The sequence below is a fragment of the Kitasatospora griseola genome (assembly GCF_014648555.1).
GTDB classification, from domain to species: Bacteria; Actinomycetota; Actinomycetes; order Streptomycetales; family Streptomycetaceae; genus Kitasatospora; species Kitasatospora griseola.
In genome coordinates this window covers 207,752-226,146 of sequence record NZ_BMRI01000002.1, presented here as the reverse complement: position 1 = coordinate 226,146, position 18,395 = coordinate 207,752, and the positions used below count along the sequence as shown (strand labels likewise).

The following is an 18,395-nucleotide window of genomic DNA, read 5'->3' as shown; positions in this document are numbered from 1 at the left end:
TCGCGATCGCGGCCGGTTCCACGGCCGCGCGCGCCCGGCCACGTCGCCCGGGCCCCGACGAGTGGCGCCGCCCGGGCCCAGACCTCGGAACGCGGCGGTCGGCCGGGCCGGCCCGCGAGCGGTGGTGACGGGAAGTCCGGTGCGACGAACCGGTTTTACCGCCCCGGCCTCCGCAGCGCGATGGCCGCCGACCCGCTCGGTGCCGTCCGAGACCCGCCTCCCCTGACGACGGAAGGTTCGATTCATGAGCAGTCCCACTGTGGCGGCCGCGGCGAAGTGGACCGCCGCCCACGATCTGGCCGCGGCCGCGGCCTGGTTCGGGCAGCACGACGGGCCGGTCGTGCTCAAGGGCACCGGGAAGGTGCTGGTCGTCGGCGGGGCCGATGCGACCGGGGCCGCCGTCGGGCGGGCCGCCGTCTACGATCCGACGGCCGACACCTGGACGGGGACGGCCACCCAGCCGTCGCCGCGGCGGTTGCACTCGGTGACGGCGATGGCCGACGGCAAGGTACTGGTGGCCGGTGGTATCGGCGGTTCCACCGCGCCCGGTCTGGCCTCGGCGGAGGTCTACGATGCGGTGGCCAACACCTGGACGCCGGTCGGGACCATGAGCCAGGCCCGCTGGGGGCACAGCGCCGTGCTGCTGCCGAGCGGCAAGGTGCTGGTCGCCGGCGGCAGCGCCGTCCGGGCCGGGTCCAGCGTCCGGGCGCTGCGGTCGGCCGAGCTGTACGACCCGGGGACGGGCGGGTGGACCAAGGCGGCCGACCTGACGGATGCCCGCTCCGGGCATGTCGCGGTGGTGCTGAAGGACGGCAAGGTGCTGGCGGTCGGCGGCACCGCGTCCGTCGGGACCGACCAGGATCCGGCGCTGGCGTTCTGCGAGGTGTACGACCCGGCGACGGACAGTTGGAGTCCGACCGGCAGTCTGCTGCGCCCGCGCGCCCTGCACCAGGCGACGGCGCTGTCGGACACCACGGTGCTGGTGACCGGCGGCCGCGCCCCGGGAGCGGGTGACGATGGCGTCTTCGACCCGTTCAGCCGGCGGACGGCGGAGAAGTACGACCTGGCCACCGGCGTCTGGACGGCCGCCAAGGACATGCCGGCCGGACGCGCCCAGCACCGGGCGGTCGCGCTCGGCCCGGGCGCGGTGCTGGTGGTCGGCGGCACCGGCAGCGACGCCGACGAGGCCGGCTACCGGAGCGTCGTCCAGTACGACGCGGCCGCCGACACCTGGACCGCCCGGCCGGGTCTGCTCACCGGCCGGTGGGGTTTCGCCGCCGCGATGCTGTCCGACGGCCGGGTGCTGGCGGCCGGCGGCGCGGCCCGCACGGGCCTGGCGGCCGCCGACCCGACCGTCACCGAACTCACCGCCGCCGCCGAGCTGTTCGACGGGGGCGGCGCATGACCGCGAACGGCTACTCGTTCCTGCCCTGGCTGCGTTCCGGCCTGTCCACCCGGATCACCCAGGACCCGGGGACGTCGGCCCGCGCCACCATCCCCGTCAAGCTGCTGCTGAGCGGCGAGGCGCTGGACGGCACGCCGCTGAGCCGACCCGTCGAGCGGGCGGTGCAGTTGTACGGGCCGGGCGACGTCGTCGGCGTCGAGGCGCGGGCGGTCTCCCGGCGGGAGCCGCTGCCGGGCACCACCAACATCGAGCCCAACTACCTGGCGCACATCGAGTTCTACGACGAGGACTTCCCCTGGCGGTACAGCCCGGCGGTGCCCGACGGCTCCACCGACCGCCTCGCGCCCTGGCTGGCGCTGGTGGTGCTGGCCGCCCGGAGCGACCCGTCGGGTGCGCCCGCCGAGTTCGCGGAGGGCGCCGGCGGCACGCCGCTGCCGTTCGTCACCGTCACGGACCCGAACGCCCTGCCGCCGGCCGAGCAGCTCGGCGCGTGGGCGCACGTCCACGTCAACGGGTCGCTGGACGACGCGGTGGCCAGGGAGCTCGGCGGGGCCGGCGACCCGGTGCTGGGGGCGCTCGCCGAGGTGCTGCGGACCGACCCGGACCGGGCCTGCTCCCGGCTGGTGTGCCCGCGGCACCTCCAGCAGGACCGGGCGTACGAGGCTTTCCTGGTACCGGCGTTCGAGACCGGGCGGCTCGCCGGGCTGGGCTTCGACCCGGCGCTGTCGCCGGGCGCGCTGTACTCCAGCTGGGGCCCGGCCTATCCGGGCCGCAAGGGCGTGGGCCAACTGCCCTACTACCAGCGCTGGGCGTTCACCACCGGCGCCACCGGCGACTTCGAGTACCTGGTCCGACTGCTGCAGCCGCGCCGCCCGGACCCGCAGGTCGGCCGGCGGGACATGGACGTGCACCGCTCGGCGGGGCCGGGCCTGCCGCCGATCACCACCCCGGCGGCGATCGGCGGGGTGCTGAAGCTCGGCGGCGCGCTCCAGCTGCCCGACCAGCCGATCGACGCCTGGGAGAACTGGGACAACTGGTACGACCGGCCGCCGCCCGCCGCGCCCTACCCGCACCCCTTCGAACAGGCGATGGCCGACCTGGTCAACCTCGCCGAGGCGTACCGGAGCACCACCCCGGCGGCCGCGCACGCCGCCCTGCCCGTCGCCCAGGCGCAGTCCCTGTCGGCCGGCGTCGACCCGGTCATCACCCCGCCGCTGTACGGCCGTTGGCACGCCCTCACCGCGCACCTGCTGATCGACGACGCCGGGCAGACGCTGCCCTCGCCCGCCAACCGCAACTGGGTGCACCGGCTGAACCTGGACCCGCGCCACCGGGTCGCCGCGAACTTCGGCACCCGGGTCGTCCAGGCCCGGCAGGACGAGTTCATGGACGCCGCCTGGGCACAGATCGGCGACGTCCTGCAGGCCAACGCGAAGATCCGCGCCGCCCAGTTGGCCCGCGAGGTCGGGCACCGCCTCCAGGTCAAGCACCTGACGCCGCCGGCCGCACCGGCGGGGGTGGCGCCGCCGCCGCCCACCGGCAAGTACCTGACGCTGACGGCGCCCGCGCACCCCCGGGTCACCTCGGCCGCGGCCGGGCCGGCCGCCCGGTCCGCCGCGGCGGACACCCCCGCGGAGCAGTTGGCGGTGGGCTTCCAGGTGGCGGCCAGTCAGGTCGCGGCGGCGCCGCTGTCCGCCACGATGCGCCGCCTGGTCCGCCCGGGCGCCCGGCTGATGCGTTCGCTGACCTTCCCGCCGGACCAGCCTCCCGAGGCGCTGGTGCCGCGGATGGACGCCGAGACCGGGGCCGTCACGGCGGCCGCGCCGAAGGTCAAACCGGCCGCCCTGGTGACCCCGGACCAGCTCGACCACGAGCTGCACCCCGGGGTGGGCCTGCGGGCGGCGGCCGACCCGGTCGACGCGCTGCCGCACAGCGCGGACTTCGTCCTCAAGGACATCGGCGACCCCGTCCCGCCGACCACCGGCGGCGACGTCGACAGCCCGGAGGCCCAGCGGTACAAGGCGGCGCTGCGCGAGCTCTACGGAGGCTGGGACGCGGCCGCCGCCGTCGGGCAGGCCCCCGCCCGGGAGCGGCTGGGCGTGGCCGCGACGACGGACGCGGTGCTGCAGGGGCTGCGCCCGGACACCACCGTGCCGCGGTGCCTGCTCGGTTCGGTCGACGTGCCGGACCGGCTGCGCCCGTTCGCGGAGAGCTTCACCGAGGCGATGGCCTACCCGGTGATCGACCTGCCGATGTACCAGTCGCTGATCGACCTGTCGACGGAGGTCTTCGCGCCCAACCTGGGCCTGGTGCCGGCGAATTCGATCACCCTGCTGGCCAACAACCGGCGCTTCATCGAGTCCTTCCTGGTCGGCCTGAACCACGAGATGGCCCGGGAGATGCTCTGGCGGGAGTACCCGACGGACCAGCGCGGCACCCCGTTCCGCCAGTTCTGGGACCCGCGGGCCAGTCTCCCGGTGCCCGGCGAGACCCCCGAGCAGCGCCGCGAACGGCTGTACGACATCAGGCCGATCCACCGCTGGGGGCCCGCCGCGCTGCTCGGCGAGAACGACAACCGGCAGCAGCCGGGCGCCGCGCAGAAGGACGACCTGGTGCTGGTCGTCCGCGGCGAGCTGCTGAAGAAGTACCCGAACACCGCCGTGTACGCGCAGCGCGCGGCCTGGCCGCTGGACGCGAACGGCAACCCGGTCACCACCGGGGAGCGCATCCCCGCGCCGCTGCCCGACGAGGACCACCCGACGCCCGACCTGGTCCGGATGCCGCTGTACGAGGCCAAGGTCGAACCCGACATCTACCTGCTGGGCTTCGACCTGGACGCCGCCGAGGCCCGCGGCAATCCGCCCGGCGACCCCGGCTGGTTCTTCGTCCTGAAGGAGCGCCCCGGCGAGCCCCGGTTCGGCGTCGACGAACCGCAGCCCGGCCCGCTGCCGCCGGTCGAGGTGTGGAACGACCTCACCTGGCAGCACGTCGACCCGGACCACCTCGGCTTCGTCGAGTTCACCGACGCCACCCACGTCCCGCTGGTGCCGCTGGACAGCACCGAGGACGACCCGCAGACGCAGCAGCAGCACGCCGAGGACGAGGCGCTGCCGCTCTGGTACTCGCGGCTGAGCTCCGCCGACATCGCGTACATCCTCTTCCAGGCGCCGGTCATGGTCGCCGTCCACGCACAGGAGATGCTCCCGGTATGGCCGACAACGCCCTGAGCGACGACTTCCCGGTCCTGTTGGGCCCGGTCCGGGTCGAGACCCGGTTCACGGCGACCGAACTGCTGGTCCGGGTCTTCCCCGACGAGTGGTCGGTGGACAGTTTCGAACCCCGGCCCACCGAGGCCGAACTCGGCGCGCTCGACGCCTACTTCACGGCGCTGTGGCGCACCGGCGGCTCCGCCGTCGGCGACCGGGCGGCCTGGCAGGAGCTGGTCGGCCGGATCGCCGCCGGCCGGGCGACCTGGCTGCTGCGCAGCATCCGGCCGGCCGACCCGGGCGACCGGCCGATGCCGGTCCCGGCCGGCGCCACCGTGCTGGTGGTGTTCAGCGACACCGCGCTGCCCGCCGCCGACCGGCAGCCGACCGTCGACCACTGGACGGCCGTCTGGCGCGCCCACGGCGACCGCGCGAAGCTCCGGGCGGCCGACAGCGCGCTGCTGGCCGCCGTCGGCGCGACCAGGGCGGCCGCGATCACCGCCCGCCGGCCCGCCGGCATCGAGGCCGCGCCGGTGCAGAGCGGCGACGCCGTCCTGGTGGCCTTCCTGGTGGTGCCCCGGCCGCCCGCCGCCGGCATCGCCCCGAAGTCCTGGACGGTCGCCGCCCGGGCCGGCCTGCTGCCCGACGCGTTCCGGCTGCTGGGCTGGGCCGGCGGGAACAAGGTCCTCGACCTCGTCGGCAACCCCGTCCCCGCGACGCTGCCGGTCAGCCCCGACCCGGGCAACACCGACCCGATGACGGTCGACGAGAGCACCGGAGTGCTGACCGTCCCCGACGAACTGCGCTGGCTGACCGACTTCGACCGGGCCGTCACCGTCGGCATGGGCTTCCGGATCCCGCTGACCGCCGACCTGGCGGGCGGCCTCGACCGGCTGGTGGTGCTCGGCCTGCGCGGGCAGTCCACCCCGGCGCAGTCCGCCGCCGACCTGACCGGCCTGCTGACCCGTCAACTGCGCAGCCCCGCCGGGCTCGGCCTGCTGCCCCAGGGCACCCCTACCAACAACAGCACCCAGGCGCCCGCCGGACTCGACCCCGCGCAGGAGGCCGACGCGGGCCTGCGCTCCGCCGCCGGCCTGCGGGCCGCCGCCGCCGGAACGGACTGGACCGGCCGCACCGACGGGCAGAGCTTCGCCGAACTGCTCGGCATCGACCCCGCCGACCTGGCCGGCATGCCGGGTGCCGACGGCACCGACCAGCGCGACGCCCGCGCCGCCGACACCGCCCTGTGGCCCGCCACCTGGGGCTACCACCTGCAGACCGCGCTGCACCCGGTGTTCTCCCGGGCCGTCGTCGAGCAGACCCGCGAGTTCTACCTGCGGCACGTCTCCGGCCGCGGCCCCGTCCCGACCGTGCGGATCGGCCGCCAGCCCTACGGGATCCTGCCGACCACCGCGTTCTCCCGGCTCGCCTGGCCGGACACCGACCCCGTCGCGCCGCACCGCCGCGGCCTGTACACCGTGCTGCAGGCCGCCGCCGCCGACTGGCAGGCCGCCACCGCGAAGGTCGCCCACCTAGGCGCGCCCGCCGCCGACGCGCACCAGCACCTGCTGGACATCCTCGCGGTGCACCCCACCTCCGCCGAGTACTACCAGCGGTACGCGCAGAGCGTCGAGGACGTCTTCAACCGGGAGAACCTCGGCGCGCTCGGCTCGACCGTGCTGCCCGGCCTGGAACGGCTGAACCAGCCCGGCCCGATCCGCGCCCTGCTGACCCGCTTCGGTTACCCGGACACCGGCGCCGCCCAGGACCCGGACCTGGTCCGCCGGCTGTTCGTCGACACCCAGCACCCGCTGCTCGCCCCGCCCGTCGACGACCGCCCGCTCTCGGAGACCGCCCCGATCCGGCCCTACACCGCCGACGGCGCCAACTACCTGAAGTGGCTGGCCTCGCACGCCCGCACCGACCTGGAGACCGTCCGCACCGAGGCCAGCTTCCCTGAGGACGACCTGCCGTCGGCGCTGCTGTACCTGCTGGCCCGGCACGCGCTGCTGCTCGGCTGGGCCGACGCCGCCACCGAACTCGCCATCGCCGCCGGGATCGCGAGCCCCGCCGAGAGCGCCGCCACCGACCCGGCGTTCATCCACGTCAGGATCCCGGCGCAGGGCCAGACCCTGCCCAGCGAGAGCCGCTTCCGCCGGCTGTACTCGCCCGCGCCGGAGATCACCCAGGACCCGACCCGCCTGGTCGTCGACCACATCCCCCGGGTCCTCGGCACCGCCCCCGGCACCGCCCGGCTCGCCGAACAGGCCGACGCCCTCGACCTGTTGGCCGACCTGCCCACCGCCCGACTGGAACGCGTCCTCGCCGAACACCTGGACTGCGCCACCTACCGGCTCGACGCCTGGCGGCTCGGCCTGGCCAACGAACGCCTCGCCGAGCTGCGCTACGGCCCCGACGGCACCGCCCCCGCCGTCCGCGGCGTGCACCTGGGCGCCTACGGCTGGCTGGAGGACGTCCGCCGCCGCGACACCGGCACGCTCAGCGAAGTCACCCTGACCGGGCCGCTCGCCCAGGTCTTCCAGGGCGCCGAGCCGCTGATGCACGACACGCTCAACGGCGGCCACCTGCATGCCCCGTCGCCCGGCCAGGCCCGCACCGCGGCCGTCCTGCGGGCCGGCTACCTCGCCAACGGCTCGCCGCAGAACCCCGGTTCGTTCGCCGTCGACCTCAGCTCCGGGCGGGTCCGGATCGCCCTCGGCCTGCTCGACGGCATGCGCCAGGGGCAGTCGCTCGGCGCACTGCTCGGCTACCGGCTGGAACGCGACCTGCACGACAGCCACGAACAGGCCGAGGTCGACTTCCTGATCTCCGCGCTGCGCCTGAAGTTCCCGCTGCGGGCCGGCCGGATCGCCGACACCGTCCCCGGCCAGGACGACCGGCCGGAGCCCGCAAACCCGCTGACGATCGATCAGGTCGAGGCCCACAACGTGGTCGACGGCCTCGCCCTGGTCCGCCACCTGACCCGGGGCGACGTCCCGCAGACCTATCCGTACGGCCTGGACGGCCTGCCCGCCGTCGACGCCACCCAGCAGGCCGTCGTCGACCGGGCCGTGCAGAACCTGCTCGACGTCCACGACGCGCTCGCCGACCTCGCCGTCGCCGAGAGCACCCACCAGGCGCTGCTCGGCAACCCCGAACGGGCCTCCGCGACCCTCGACGCGTACGCCAAGGAGGGCCTGCCGCCCGAACCCGCCGTGGTCGGCACCCCGCGCAGCGGCACCACCCTGACGCACCGGCTCGGCCTGCGGCTGACACCCGGCCTGAAACCCGACAACGGCGCGCCGCCGCTCGCCCACCAGACCCCGCGCGCGCAGGCCGAACCCGCCGTCAACGCCTGGCTGCCCACCGTCCTCCCGGCCGCCACCGGCGTCGTCGCCAACGTCACCTGGACGGACCCGCTCACCGGGCTGGCCCGCCACCGCGTCGTCAGCCAGTTCGACCTCGGCCTGCAGCCGATCGACCTGCTGTGGGCGGTGCGCCCGGCGGGCGGGAGCACCATGACCGACCTCGACGACCGGATCGTCGGAGCGGTGATCGCCACCGACAGCCCGCGGCCCGACGTCGAGCTGACCATCCACTACACGGACCGGGTGGCCGGGCAGCTCACCTTCTTCGAACTCTCGCCGCTGATCGCCGCGTTGCGCTCGCTGCTGACCACCGCCCGGCCGCTGCGGCCCACCGACCTGGTGCCCGCCGCCGGCCCGGCGCCCGCCGACCGGGCCGCCGACCGGGCCGTCTCGCTGCCCCGGGAACGGCCGGCCGCCGTCCGGGCCTCGCTGGACGTGCTGCGCACGAGCGTCGAGAGCTACCTCGGCACGCTGGCGCCGCTCTTCCCGGCCGGCGCTCCGCCGCAGCGGGCGCAGATCCTCGCCGCCGTCGACACCCTGCTCGCCGGGTACGCCGCACTGGTCACCAAGGCCGGCGGCTTCGGCATGGTCCGCAGCGGCTGGGGCGAACTCGCGATGTGGCGGCGCGGCGTGTTCACCGACGTGCTGGCCGCCGTGGCCGACGCGGCGGCCCGGATGACCAGGGCGCTGGCCAACGCCGACGTGCTGCTCGCCACGTACGACGCGCTGCCGGTCGCGACCTCCGCCGCCGAGCGGTTCCGGCTGCTGCAGCAGGCGGAACGGCTGATCGCCACCAGGCCGACCTCCCCGCTGCCCGCCCAGCCGTCCGCGCTGCGGGCGATCGTGGCGAGCCGCCGCCAGGCCTTCGCCGGCAAGCTGCAGTCGCTGCGGGCGGAGGCCAGGACCGTCCGCACCACGCTCAGCGGGCTGCTGGCGGAGGTCGCCGGCAAGCTCCCGCTGACCGACTTCGACCCGACCGACCTCAGCCTCCAGCCGTTCCAGGACCGGGTGGTGCTGTTCTGCCGCGACCTGCTGGACCGCGCGGGCGCGCTGCACACCGAGGTGCTCGCCCGGCTGGCCGGCGCGGACCGGGCGCTCGCCGGGTACGACGCGGCGGTCCCCGGACCCGACCGGGTCGCGGCGGGGCTCGACGCGCTCAAGGCGCTGCTCGGCCAGGACGCCCTCGCCGTACCGGAGTTCACGCCCGATCCGCAGCTCGCCGCGGACTGGGCGAACGCCCTCGCGGGCAGCGGCGCACTCGTCCAGCACCTCACCCGGCCGCCGTTCGGCCGGGACTTCCCGATCGACGACTGGGTGCACGGCGTCGCCCGGGTCCGCGAGAAGCCCCGGCTGTGGGAGCAGGTCGTCGAGCTGAGCGACGCGCTGCGCGGGCCCGGCGGCATCCTCGGCAGTGTGCTCGGGTCCGCCGAACCGCAGCTGACGCCGATCCAGCTGCCGCTGCGGCCGGGCGACCACTGGCTGGCCATGGAGTTCGCCCCCGGAACGAGCATCACCGAGGACAAGGTGCTGTTCACCGCCCACTACGCGCCCGACCCGCCGATCCCCACCGCCACCCGGGTCGGCCTGCTGCTCGACGAGTGGACGGAGGTGATTCCCGCCGAGCGCGAGACCACCGGGATCGCCCTGCACTACGACGGGCCGGACTCCCAACCGCCGCAGGCCATGCTGCTGGTGGTGCCGCCGGTCCGCACCGGCGCCTGGAACACCGACGACCTGGTCGCCGCGATCGGCGAGACCCTCGACCTGGCGAAGTCCCGCGGCGTCGAACCCGAGCACCTCGACAACACCGCCTACGCCCAACTGCTGCCCGCCACCGTGATGTCCGCGACCCGGCAGCCGATCACGATCTCCACCGACCTGGCGATCGCCAACCAGCGCTGGAAGGCCGCCCATGCCTGAGCCCCGCATCGCCGACCTGCCCAAGGCGCTGGCCGGCCGGTCGAACCCGGCCGTCGGCATCTGGAACCGGCTGGAGGGCCGGCCCCGCACCACCGACTTCCAGCGCGCCCTGCGGGCCGAAGTGCGGGACGCCCTCTGGCTGTTGACCCGGCAGTGGCAGCTCGGCGAGTTCCGTGCCACCGACGCCGGCTCGCCCGTCACCGCGACGTACTCGATCGCCGGCACCCGGCCCAGCCGGTTCCGCCCGTCCGGCGGCGCCGTCGAGCCGCTGCCGGGCGACCGGCCGCTGGAGGCGCTGGCCGAGCGGCGGCCGCCCGCGTTCACGGCGGGGAGCGACCCGATCGCCTTCGACCTGCGGCTGGCGATCGGCCGGCGGTGGCTCAAACTGCTGGCCCGCGACCCGGTGCTGGCCAACATCGCGTTCGACTTCCGCGGCCAGTACGTCCGGATGTACCCGATCGCGCTGCCCGACCCGACCACCGACGCGGACGCCGCGCGGGTCTCCGACCCGGAGACCTGGGCGACCCTGCAGGCCGTCGCCGGCCGCCGGATGGACGGCTACCTGCTGTACCGGCACGTCAAGGACGGCGGCCGCGCCTCCGACGGCATCAACGACATCCTGCACCTGCACTACCCGGCGCTGGACGCCCTCGGCGCCCGCCTGGTCGCCTGGTTCGACGACCTGATCGACCGGCCCGGCGCCGACGCCACCTGGGACCCGCGCCGCCTGGAGCACCGCTTCTCGGTGGCCGGCACCGCCCCGGACGGCACCGAGAAGGTGCTCACCGCGCAGGAGTTCCCCGGCGGCCGACTGGACTGGCACGCCTTCTCGGTGGACCCGGACCACCCGGTCGGCGGCGCCGAGCCGCCGCTCCCGCCGATCAACCGCACGGTGTTCCCCGCGCAGCTGCGGTACGCGGGCATGCCGCTGCCGCGCTGGTGGGCGGTGGAGGACGGCGGCACCAACTTCGCCGCCGTGTCGCCCGACAGCACCGACCTGGCCCGGCTGATCTTCCTGGAGTTCGCGCTGGTCTACAGCAACGACTGGTACCAACTCCCGTGCGAACTGCCGGTCGGCACCCTGGCGTCGATCCAGGGCCTCGCCGTCACCGACGTGTTCGGGCAGCGGCTGTGGATCACCCCGGCGGGCGCCGGCCCGGACCAGGACTGGCAGCGCTGGTCGATGTACACCCTCGACACCCTCGACAGCGGCCCCGACACGCCCGCGGACACCAGCCTGTACCTGCCCGCCAGCGTGCCGAAGGTCGCCGACGGCCCCGCGCTGGAGGAGGTGTCGCTGATCCGCGACGAGAACGCCGACCTGGTCTGGGGCATCGAACTGACCGTCCCCCGCCCCACCGGCGAGGGCCGCCGGGGCAGCGAGGTCGCCGCCGAGATCCGGGCCCGGCACCTGCGGCTGCACCCGCCCGTCCCGCCGGACGCGCCGCTCGCGCCGATCGCCTACGAGGCGATGAACTCCGTCCCCGAGAACTGGATCCCGTTCATCCCGGTGCACGTCCCCGGCGACAACCGCACCGTCCAGCTGCAGCGCGCGGCGATGCCGAACGTGGTCGACGGGCTGCCGCCGGTGCAGCCGAGGACCTCGCTGCTGCGCGAAGGGCTGGACGCGACGCCCCCGCACGGATACTTCGTCAACCAGGAGGAAGTCCCGCAGACCGGCACCCGGCTCTCCGTCGCCTACCACCGGACCCGGTGGCGCAGTGGCCGGGTCTGCGTCTGGCTCGGCGCCCAGCGCGGCGTCGGCCGTGGCGAGGGCGCCAGCGGGCTGGCGTTCGACCTGCTGGTGGACACCCCGCAGGCGCCCGCGAACTGACGTCGTATCGGCAGTTCGGGCGGTGTTCGTAGGATGGTCATGGCTCCTCCGGGAGGGGATTCACACCGGAGGGGACCATGGCGGACCAGGCGAAGCGTCAACTGCTCGGGCGGGAGCGGGAGTCGGGGGAGTTGGAGCGGCTGCTGCGCGAGGTGCGCGGCGGGCGCAGCCGGGTGTTGGTGGTGCGGGGGGAGGCGGGGATCGGGAAGTCGGCGCTGCTGGATCAACTGGCGGCGCTGGCCGGGCAGTTGCAGGTGGTGCGGGCGGCGGGGGTGGAGGCCGAGGCGGAGTTCGCGTACTCGGCGCTGCAGCGGCTGTGCGCGCCGCTGCTGGACCGGCTGGAGCGGCTGCCCGAGGTGCAGCGGGACGCGCTGCGGGTGGCGTTCGGGCTGAGCGGCGGGGCGGCGCCCGAGATGCTGCTGGTCGGGATGGCGGTGCTGGGGCTGTTCGCGGAGGCGGCGGCCGACGCCCCGCTGGTGTGCCTGGTCGACGACGCGCAGTGGCTGGACCTGATGTCGCAGCGGATCCTGGCGTTCGTCGGGCGGCGGCTGGACTCCGAGTCGGTGGCGCTGGTGTTCGCCGAGCGGGCCGTGGACGGGGCGGGCGACGAGGGCTTCGCCGGACTGCCGGACCTCGCGCTGCGCGGGCTGGGCGACGCCGAGGCCCGGGCGCTGCTCGACAGCGTGCTGCCCGGGCCGGTCGACGCCCGGGTGCGGGACCGGATCGTCGCCGAGACCGGCGGAAACCCGCTGGCGCTGCTGGAGTTGCCCCGGGGCCTGTCGCCCGCCGAGCTGGCGTTCGGCTTCGGCGGGCCCGGGGCCGGGCCGCTGGCGACCCGGGTCGAGGACGGCTTCCGGCGCCGCGTGCAGGCGCTGCCCGCCGACACCCGCGCCCTGCTGCTGGTCGCCGCGGTCGAACCGGTCGGCGACGGGCCGCTGCTGTGGGACGCGCTGCGGTTCCTCGGCGTCGGGCCGGAGGCGGCGGCGCCGGCCGGGGAGCTGATCACGGTGGGGGCCGCGGTGCGGTTCCGGCACCCGCTGGTGCGCTCCGCCGTCTGGCGGGGCGCGGACGCGACCGCGTTGCGGGCCGCGCACCGGGCGCTGGCCGAGGCCACCGACGGCGGGCGCGACCCCGACCGGCGGGCCTGGCACCGGGCGCATGCCGCGCTCGGGCCGGACGAGGAGGTCGCCGTCGAACTGGAGTGCTCCGCGGACCGGGCGCTGGCCCGCGGCGGGCGGGCCGCCGCCGCGTCCTTCCTGGAACGGGCCGCCGCGCTCACCCCCGACCCGAAGGGACGGGCGCGGCGCGCGCTGGCCGCCGCGGACGCGTACCTCACGGCCGGGCTGACGGCCCGGGTGCCCGACCTGCTCGCCGCCGCCGAACTCGGCGCGCTGGACCCGCTCCAGCAGGCCCACGTGCACCGGCTGCGGGCCAGGGTGGCGGCCCTGGCCGGCCCGGAACTCGGTGTGGTGCGGCCGCTGCTGGACGCGGCGGACCGGCTCGGCGCGCTCGACCCGGCCGCCGCGCGGGAGACCGCCCTGATGGCGTTCGGCGCCGCGATCTGGGCCGGCCGGCACGACGACGGGGCACTGCGGCAGGTCGCCGGGGCGGCACGCGCGCTGCCGCCCGGCGACGAGCCGGCGGGCATCCTGCTGCGCGCCCTCGCCGCGTGGACCACGGACGGGCCCGCCGCCGTGCACTCGCTGCTGGCGCGGGCGCTGCGCGCCGTCCCCGACATCGACGATCCGGCCCTGCTGTGGGCGGCCGCGAACGCCGCCGCCGAGCTGGGCGACCTCGCGGCCTGGCTGGACGTCACCGAGCGGGCGGTCCGCTCCGCCCGGACGACGGGCGCGCTGTCGATCCTCTCGACGGCGCTGCCGCACCGGGCGGCCGCGCTGGGCTTCGCCGGGCGGCTCGCCGAGACCCGCGAACTGCTGGCCGGGGCGACCGCCGTCGAGAACGGCGCCGGCCTGGCGATGCGCCTGGCCGCGACGGCCGGCATCGGCGCGTACCAGGGCCGGGAACGGCCGGCCCTGGCCGCGATCGGGGCGGCCGAACGGGAGGGCGAGCGGTGCGGCCTCGGCCGGCTCACCGCGACCGCGGCGTGGGCGCGGGCCGTGCTCCACAACGGCCTCGGCAACTACCCGTTGGCGCTGGAGGCGGCGCTGCGGGGCGCGGAGTACCAGGACCTGGCCGTGCACCACTGGACGTGCGGCGAACTCGTCGAGGCGGCCGTCCGGGCCGGGGACCCGGCCGCGGCGGCCGGGGCGCGGGAGCGGCTGGCCGATTGGGGTCGGGCCGGTACACCGTGGGCGCTCGGCGCGCGGGCAGTCGCCGAGGCGCTGGCCGGGCCGCCCGAGCAGGCCGAGGACCGCTACCGGGAGGCCGTCGGGCACTTCGGGGCGGGCGGGCTCGGCGTGTTCGAGGCCCGGGCCCGGCTGCTGTTCGGCGAATGGCTGCGCCGCCAGAACCGGCGGGCCCTGGCCCGCGACGAACTGCGCGCCGCGTACGAGGAGTTCGCGCGGATGGGCCAGGAGGCGTTCGCCGAACGGGCCCGGCGCGAGCTGCTCGCCACCGGTGAGACGGTGCGCAAACGGGCCGTCGGCGGGCCGGAACTGACGCCGCAGGAGGCGCAGATCGCCCGCCTCGCCGCCGCCGGGCACCCGAATGCGGAGATCGGCGCGCAGCTGTTCCTCAGCCCGCGGACGGTGGAGTGGCACCTGCGGAAGGTGTTCGGCAAGCTGGGGATCACCAACCGGCGGGAGATCGAGGGGGCGCTGGCTTCGAGTTGACTGAGCGTCAGCTCATGCTCGCCTTTTCGATGACGCCGGCCACCAGGTCGGGGTGGGGGACCGCGACGGAGTGGGACGCGGCGACCTCGGTGGTGCGGGCGTGGGCGCGTTCGGCCATGAAGCGCTGGGCGGCGGCCGGGATGTTCAGGTCCTGGGTGGTGACGATGTCCCAGCTGGGGACGGTCTGCCAGGCGGCGGCGATGGCCGGTTCGGTCAGCGCGGCCTGGGCGATCGGGCGCTGGGTGGCGGCCGCCAGTGCGGCCTTCTCGGCGGGGACGTCGGCGGCGAACTGCGCGCGGAACTTTCCCTGTCGGATGTACAGGTCGGTGCCGGTGCTGCCGTCGGGGAGCGGGTACGGCGCCGGGTCGAGGGCGCCGGCCAGGGTGGATCCGGGGAACTGTCCGGTCAGTTGCAGCGCGGACTCGCCCGGTGCGGGCAGGTACGCGGCGACGTAGACCAGTGCCTTGACGCGCGGTTCGCCGACGGCGGCGGCGCTGATGACCGAGCCGCCGTAGGAGTGGCCGACCAGCACGACGGGGCCGTCGATGTGGTCGATGACGCTGCGCAGCGCGGCGGCGTCGGAGGCCGGGCCGCGCAGCGGGTTCGCGGCGGCGACGACCGGGTAACCGTCGTGGCGCAGGCGGGCGATGACGCCGTTCCAGCTGGACGCGTCGGCGAACGCGCCGTGCTCCAGGACGACGGTCGGCTTCGGTCCGCGGTCGGCCGCCGCAGGGCCGGCTGTCGCTCCGGTGAGGGCGAGGACGCCCGCGGCTGCGGCGAGGGCCGCGGCGAGCCGCCGTCCGCGGCCGTTCTGGGTGATCGACATGGCGACGCTCCTGGCTTCGGTCTTCGGTCTTCGGGGGTTCGGGCGTTCACTGTCTCCCGCGCGCCGGGCGTCCGCATCGGTCGGATGACTGCATGGCCACAGAACGTCGGATGACTGATGTGTCCCAGTCGGCGGGGCGGCGACAGTGGTCGCGCGATTCCCGAAATTCGAGGAGAGACACATGAATCGACGGCTTCTGAGGCTCGCGGCGGCAGGATTCTCGCTGGCGGCGGCCGCAGCCGTCAACGCACCGGCGAGCGCCTCGGCCGGTCCGGCGGGCGGCGCGACGCTGACCGCCTCCGGTTCCGTACCGTTCGCCTGTACCCCGTTCCAGCCCTCGGCGCCGGAGGGTGCCTCGGTGGAGTCGGTGACGGCGACGGCCGTGCCGGCGGGCGCGTTCCAGGTGCCCGGCAGTCCGCCGCTGGGCGGCGGCCAGGTCCCCGACGTGCCGGCGCACTGCGAGGTGACGGTCACGCTGACCCACCCGGGGGCGAACGACCACGCCAAGGTGCAGGTGTGGCTGCCCGAGTCCGGGTGGAACGGGCGCTTCCAGGCGGCCGGCGGCGCCGCGTACGCCGCTGGGAACATCGGCTCGGTGGCCGTGGCCGTCAAGCAGGGCTACGCGGCCGCCACCACCGACGCGGGCGTGGACACCAGTGGCCTGGACAGCAGTTGGGCGCTGAACGGGCAGGGCGGGATCAACGCCGCGCTGCTGGAGAACTTCGCCTCGCGTTCGGTCCACGAGATGGCGCTGGTCGGTAAGCAGGTCGTCGACGGCGTCTACGGCCACACCGCGTTCCGCTCGTACTTCAACGGCTGCTCCACCGGCGGCCGCCAGGGCTACCTGGAGGCCCAGAAGTACCCGACCGACTTCGACGGCATCAACGCGGCCTCGCCCGCCGTCAACTGGAACCAGTTCGAGGTGGCCACGCTGTGGCCGCAGGTGGTGATGAGCGAGCAGCACACCTACCCCACCGCCTGCGAGTTCAACGCGTTCAACAAGGCCGCGCTGAAGGCCTGCGACAAGCTCGACGGCATCGCGGACGGGCTGATCAGCGACCCGAACCGGTGCGACTTCGACCCGCGGCGGCTGATCGGTGCCAAGGTGGTGTGCGACGGCAAGGAGTACACGATCGGCGCCGCCGACGCCGAGGTGGTCCGCAGGATCTGGGACGGCCCGCGCGACGGCAACGGCAGGCGGCTCTGGTACGGGCTGCCGGTCGGCGCCGACTTCGGCCCCCTCGCGGCCAGCACCACCACGGACGGCGTCACCACCGGCGCGCCGTTCATCGTCCCCGCCGAATGGGTCGCCAACTTCGTCAAGAAGCAGCCCGGGTTCAGCTCGGCGAACCTGACGTACCCGCAGTTCGAGGAGATCTTCCGCACGGCCCGCACCGAGTTCGACCCGGTCATCGGCACCCGCGACGCGGACCTCTCCGCGTTCCGCGACGCCGACGGCAAGCTGCTCACCTGGCACGGCGACGCCGACCCGGTGATCCCCACCGCGGGCACGGTCGACTACCGCAAGCGCGTCGAGGCCCGGATGGGCGGCAGCGCGAAGGTCGACGACTTCTACCGGGTCTTCCTGGCCCCCGGCGTCGCGCACTGCTCGCTGAACGGCGCCGACGACCTGGCCGCGCTGACCGCCTGGGTCGAGCAGGGCAGGGCCCCGGGCGTGCTGCACGCCACCCTGCCCACTGCCGACGGGCGGAACGTCGCCCGCGAGGTGTGCCGGTACCCGATGGTCTCCCGCTACGCCTACGGCGACCCGAACGCCGCGAGCAGCTTCCGCTGCGTCAAGCCCTGACCTGACCGGGCGGGCCGGTGCTGCGGCCACCCGCCCGCCCCCGACTCCCCACTGCGGACAAGGAGTGGAAGTGGACAGAAGCGATCTCTTCAACGGCTCCGTGGACTCCGGACCCCGGGCGCCCGTCCGATCCTCGTCGCCCCTTCGGGACTACGTCCTGCACCGGCTCCCGCAGGACCTCTCCGAGGTGGCGAGCGGCGGCCTGACGTACCGGCAACTGGCCGACAGACAGCGCGAGTTGCTGGCCTCGGTCGGTCCGCTCGGGGACGATCCGGGGGTGGCCCGGATCACCCAGCTCGACCTGCTGTTCATGCTCGGCGGGTTCGTTCCCGCCGGGCCGCAGGCCGCGCCGCGCGAGCTGACGGAGCTGATCTCCGCGCAGTGCGCGCGGTTCCGGTCGCTGGACCCGTACCTGAGCTACGAGCTGCTGATCGACGTGAACTGCGAGGAGTACCGGCGCAGCGGTGACATCCGGGTGTTCTCGCCCGGGCAACTCGGCGCCATGGAACGGGACTTCTACCTCGGCCACCACCTGTCCGAGCCGTGGATCAGGTCCGCCGCGTACGGCCTGCGGACGCTGGTCACCGCGCCGGACGCGGTGAAGCCGGCGGCGGTGCTGGACGACGCCGCCCGCTGCGTCGCGGAGTTCACCTCGCACATGGCGAGCTACCGTCGGCTGTCCGGGGAGGCGTTCGGCCGGTTCCGGCACTTCCACCTGGGCCACCCCGGCGGTCCGCGCGGTGCGAGCGGGGCGTTCATGCCCAGCGTGCAGCTGCTCGAACTGGTCCTGCTGCCGCCGACCACGGAGTACGGCAGCTACCTGGACCTGGCGATGTCCTACTTCCCGTCCTGGGCCCGGCCGGTCCTCGCCCAGTGGCGCAGCGCCTCCAGCCTGGGCGTGAACGTGCGGCAGTCGGTGCGGGACGGCAGGCTTGCGCTCGACGACGACGGGATCGACCGGCTGGTCCGACTCGTCGACAGGTTCGTCGACTTCCGCATGGTGCACCTGGGCATCACCCGGCGCATGCTGCCGGAGGCGTTCGAGGACCGGGCCGGGCTGACCCGCCGGGAGATCGGCGCGCAGGCCGGCGAGCGCGACGTCCTGAACGCCGAGCACCCCGGCACCTCGGGCTTCAGCGTGCGCCACGTCCTCACGAACGGCGTCCACCGGCTGCTCGAACTCCGCCGGGACGTCCTTTCGCTCAAGGCTGTTCCGACCAACCGGTGAGGAGACGAC

8 protein-coding genes are annotated in these 18,395 nt (G+C 75.3%); 7 read left to right on the top strand and 1 reads right to left on the bottom strand.

The window, feature by feature from the left end:
• The first annotated feature begins 244 nt into the window (after positions 1–244).
• The 5 genes from IEZ12_RS03470 to IEZ12_RS03450 all read left to right on the top strand — a co-directional run bounded on the left by IEZ12_RS03470 (position 245) and on the right by IEZ12_RS03450 (position 14,525).
• Entirely contained in the window at positions 245–1,405 is a 1,161-nt protein-coding gene (locus IEZ12_RS03470) for a Kelch repeat-containing protein (RefSeq protein WP_189270754.1), read from the top strand.
• The gene (locus IEZ12_RS03465; RefSeq protein WP_189270753.1) at positions 1,402–4,632 is read left to right on the top strand and encodes a hypothetical protein; all 3,231 of its coding nucleotides are present in this window, start codon (positions 1,402–1,404) and stop codon (positions 4,630–4,632) included. The genes IEZ12_RS03470 and IEZ12_RS03465 overlap by 4 nt, the downstream gene beginning before the upstream one ends.
• On the top strand, positions 4,614–9,899 hold the full coding sequence (locus IEZ12_RS03460; protein ID WP_189270752.1) for a hypothetical protein: 5,286 nt from the start codon (positions 4,614–4,616) through the stop codon (positions 9,897–9,899). The genes IEZ12_RS03465 and IEZ12_RS03460 overlap by 19 nt, the downstream gene beginning before the upstream one ends.
• Positions 9,892–11,733 carry a hypothetical protein gene (locus IEZ12_RS03455; RefSeq protein WP_189270751.1) on the top strand — a complete coding sequence of 614 codons (1,842 nt, stop codon included), beginning with the start codon at positions 9,892–9,894 and terminating at the stop codon, positions 11,731–11,733. The genes IEZ12_RS03460 and IEZ12_RS03455 overlap by 8 nt, the downstream gene beginning before the upstream one ends.
• A gap of 77 nt (positions 11,734–11,810) precedes the next feature.
• Positions 11,811–14,525, top strand: coding sequence for an AAA family ATPase (locus tag IEZ12_RS03450; RefSeq protein ID WP_189270750.1), 2,715 nt, complete (start codon positions 11,811–11,813; stop codon positions 14,523–14,525).
• A 7-nt stretch (positions 14,526–14,532) separates the two neighbouring features.
• Here IEZ12_RS03450 and IEZ12_RS03445 read toward each other — a convergent pair whose 3' ends face one another.
• Positions 14,533–15,351, bottom strand: a complete 819-nt coding sequence (locus tag IEZ12_RS03445; protein ID WP_189270748.1) for an alpha/beta fold hydrolase — start codon at positions 15,349–15,351, stop codon at positions 14,533–14,535.
• 181 nt (positions 15,352–15,532) lie between these two features.
• On the opposite strand from IEZ12_RS03445, the gene IEZ12_RS03440 reads away from it, so the two are divergent.
• Positions 15,533–17,158 carry a tannase/feruloyl esterase family alpha/beta hydrolase gene (locus IEZ12_RS03440; RefSeq protein WP_189270746.1) on the top strand — a complete coding sequence of 542 codons (1,626 nt, stop codon included), beginning with the start codon at positions 15,533–15,535 and terminating at the stop codon, positions 17,156–17,158.
• Positions 17,159–17,228: 70 nt separating this feature from the next.
• Positions 17,229–18,386 carry a hypothetical protein gene (locus tag IEZ12_RS03435; protein WP_189270745.1) on the top strand — a complete coding sequence of 386 codons (1,158 nt, stop codon included), beginning with the start codon at positions 17,229–17,231 and terminating at the stop codon, positions 18,384–18,386.
• The last annotated feature ends 9 nt before the right edge of the window (positions 18,387–18,395 follow it).

What these genes read in the sequence shown, in the direction of transcription:
- IEZ12_RS03450 (WP_189270750.1), top strand. Translation starts at nt 11,811, where the DNA reads ATGGCGGACCAGGCGAAGCGTCAACTGCTCGGGCGGGAGCGGGAGTCG.
- IEZ12_RS03460 (WP_189270752.1), top strand. Translation starts at nt 4,614, where the DNA reads ATGGCCGACAACGCCCTGAGCGACGACTTCCCGGTCCTGTTGGGCCCG.
- IEZ12_RS03470 (WP_189270754.1), top strand. Translation starts at nt 245, where the DNA reads ATGAGCAGTCCCACTGTGGCGGCCGCGGCGAAGTGGACCGCCGCCCAC.
- IEZ12_RS03455 (WP_189270751.1), top strand. Translation starts at nt 9,892, where the DNA reads ATGCCTGAGCCCCGCATCGCCGACCTGCCCAAGGCGCTGGCCGGCCGG.
- IEZ12_RS03465 (WP_189270753.1), top strand. Translation starts at nt 1,402, where the DNA reads ATGACCGCGAACGGCTACTCGTTCCTGCCCTGGCTGCGTTCCGGCCTG.
- IEZ12_RS03445 (WP_189270748.1), bottom strand. Translation starts at nt 15,351, where the DNA reads ATGTCGATCACCCAGAACGGCCGCGGACGGCGGCTCGCCGCGGCCCTC.
- IEZ12_RS03440 (WP_189270746.1), top strand. Translation starts at nt 15,533, where the DNA reads ATGAATCGACGGCTTCTGAGGCTCGCGGCGGCAGGATTCTCGCTGGCG.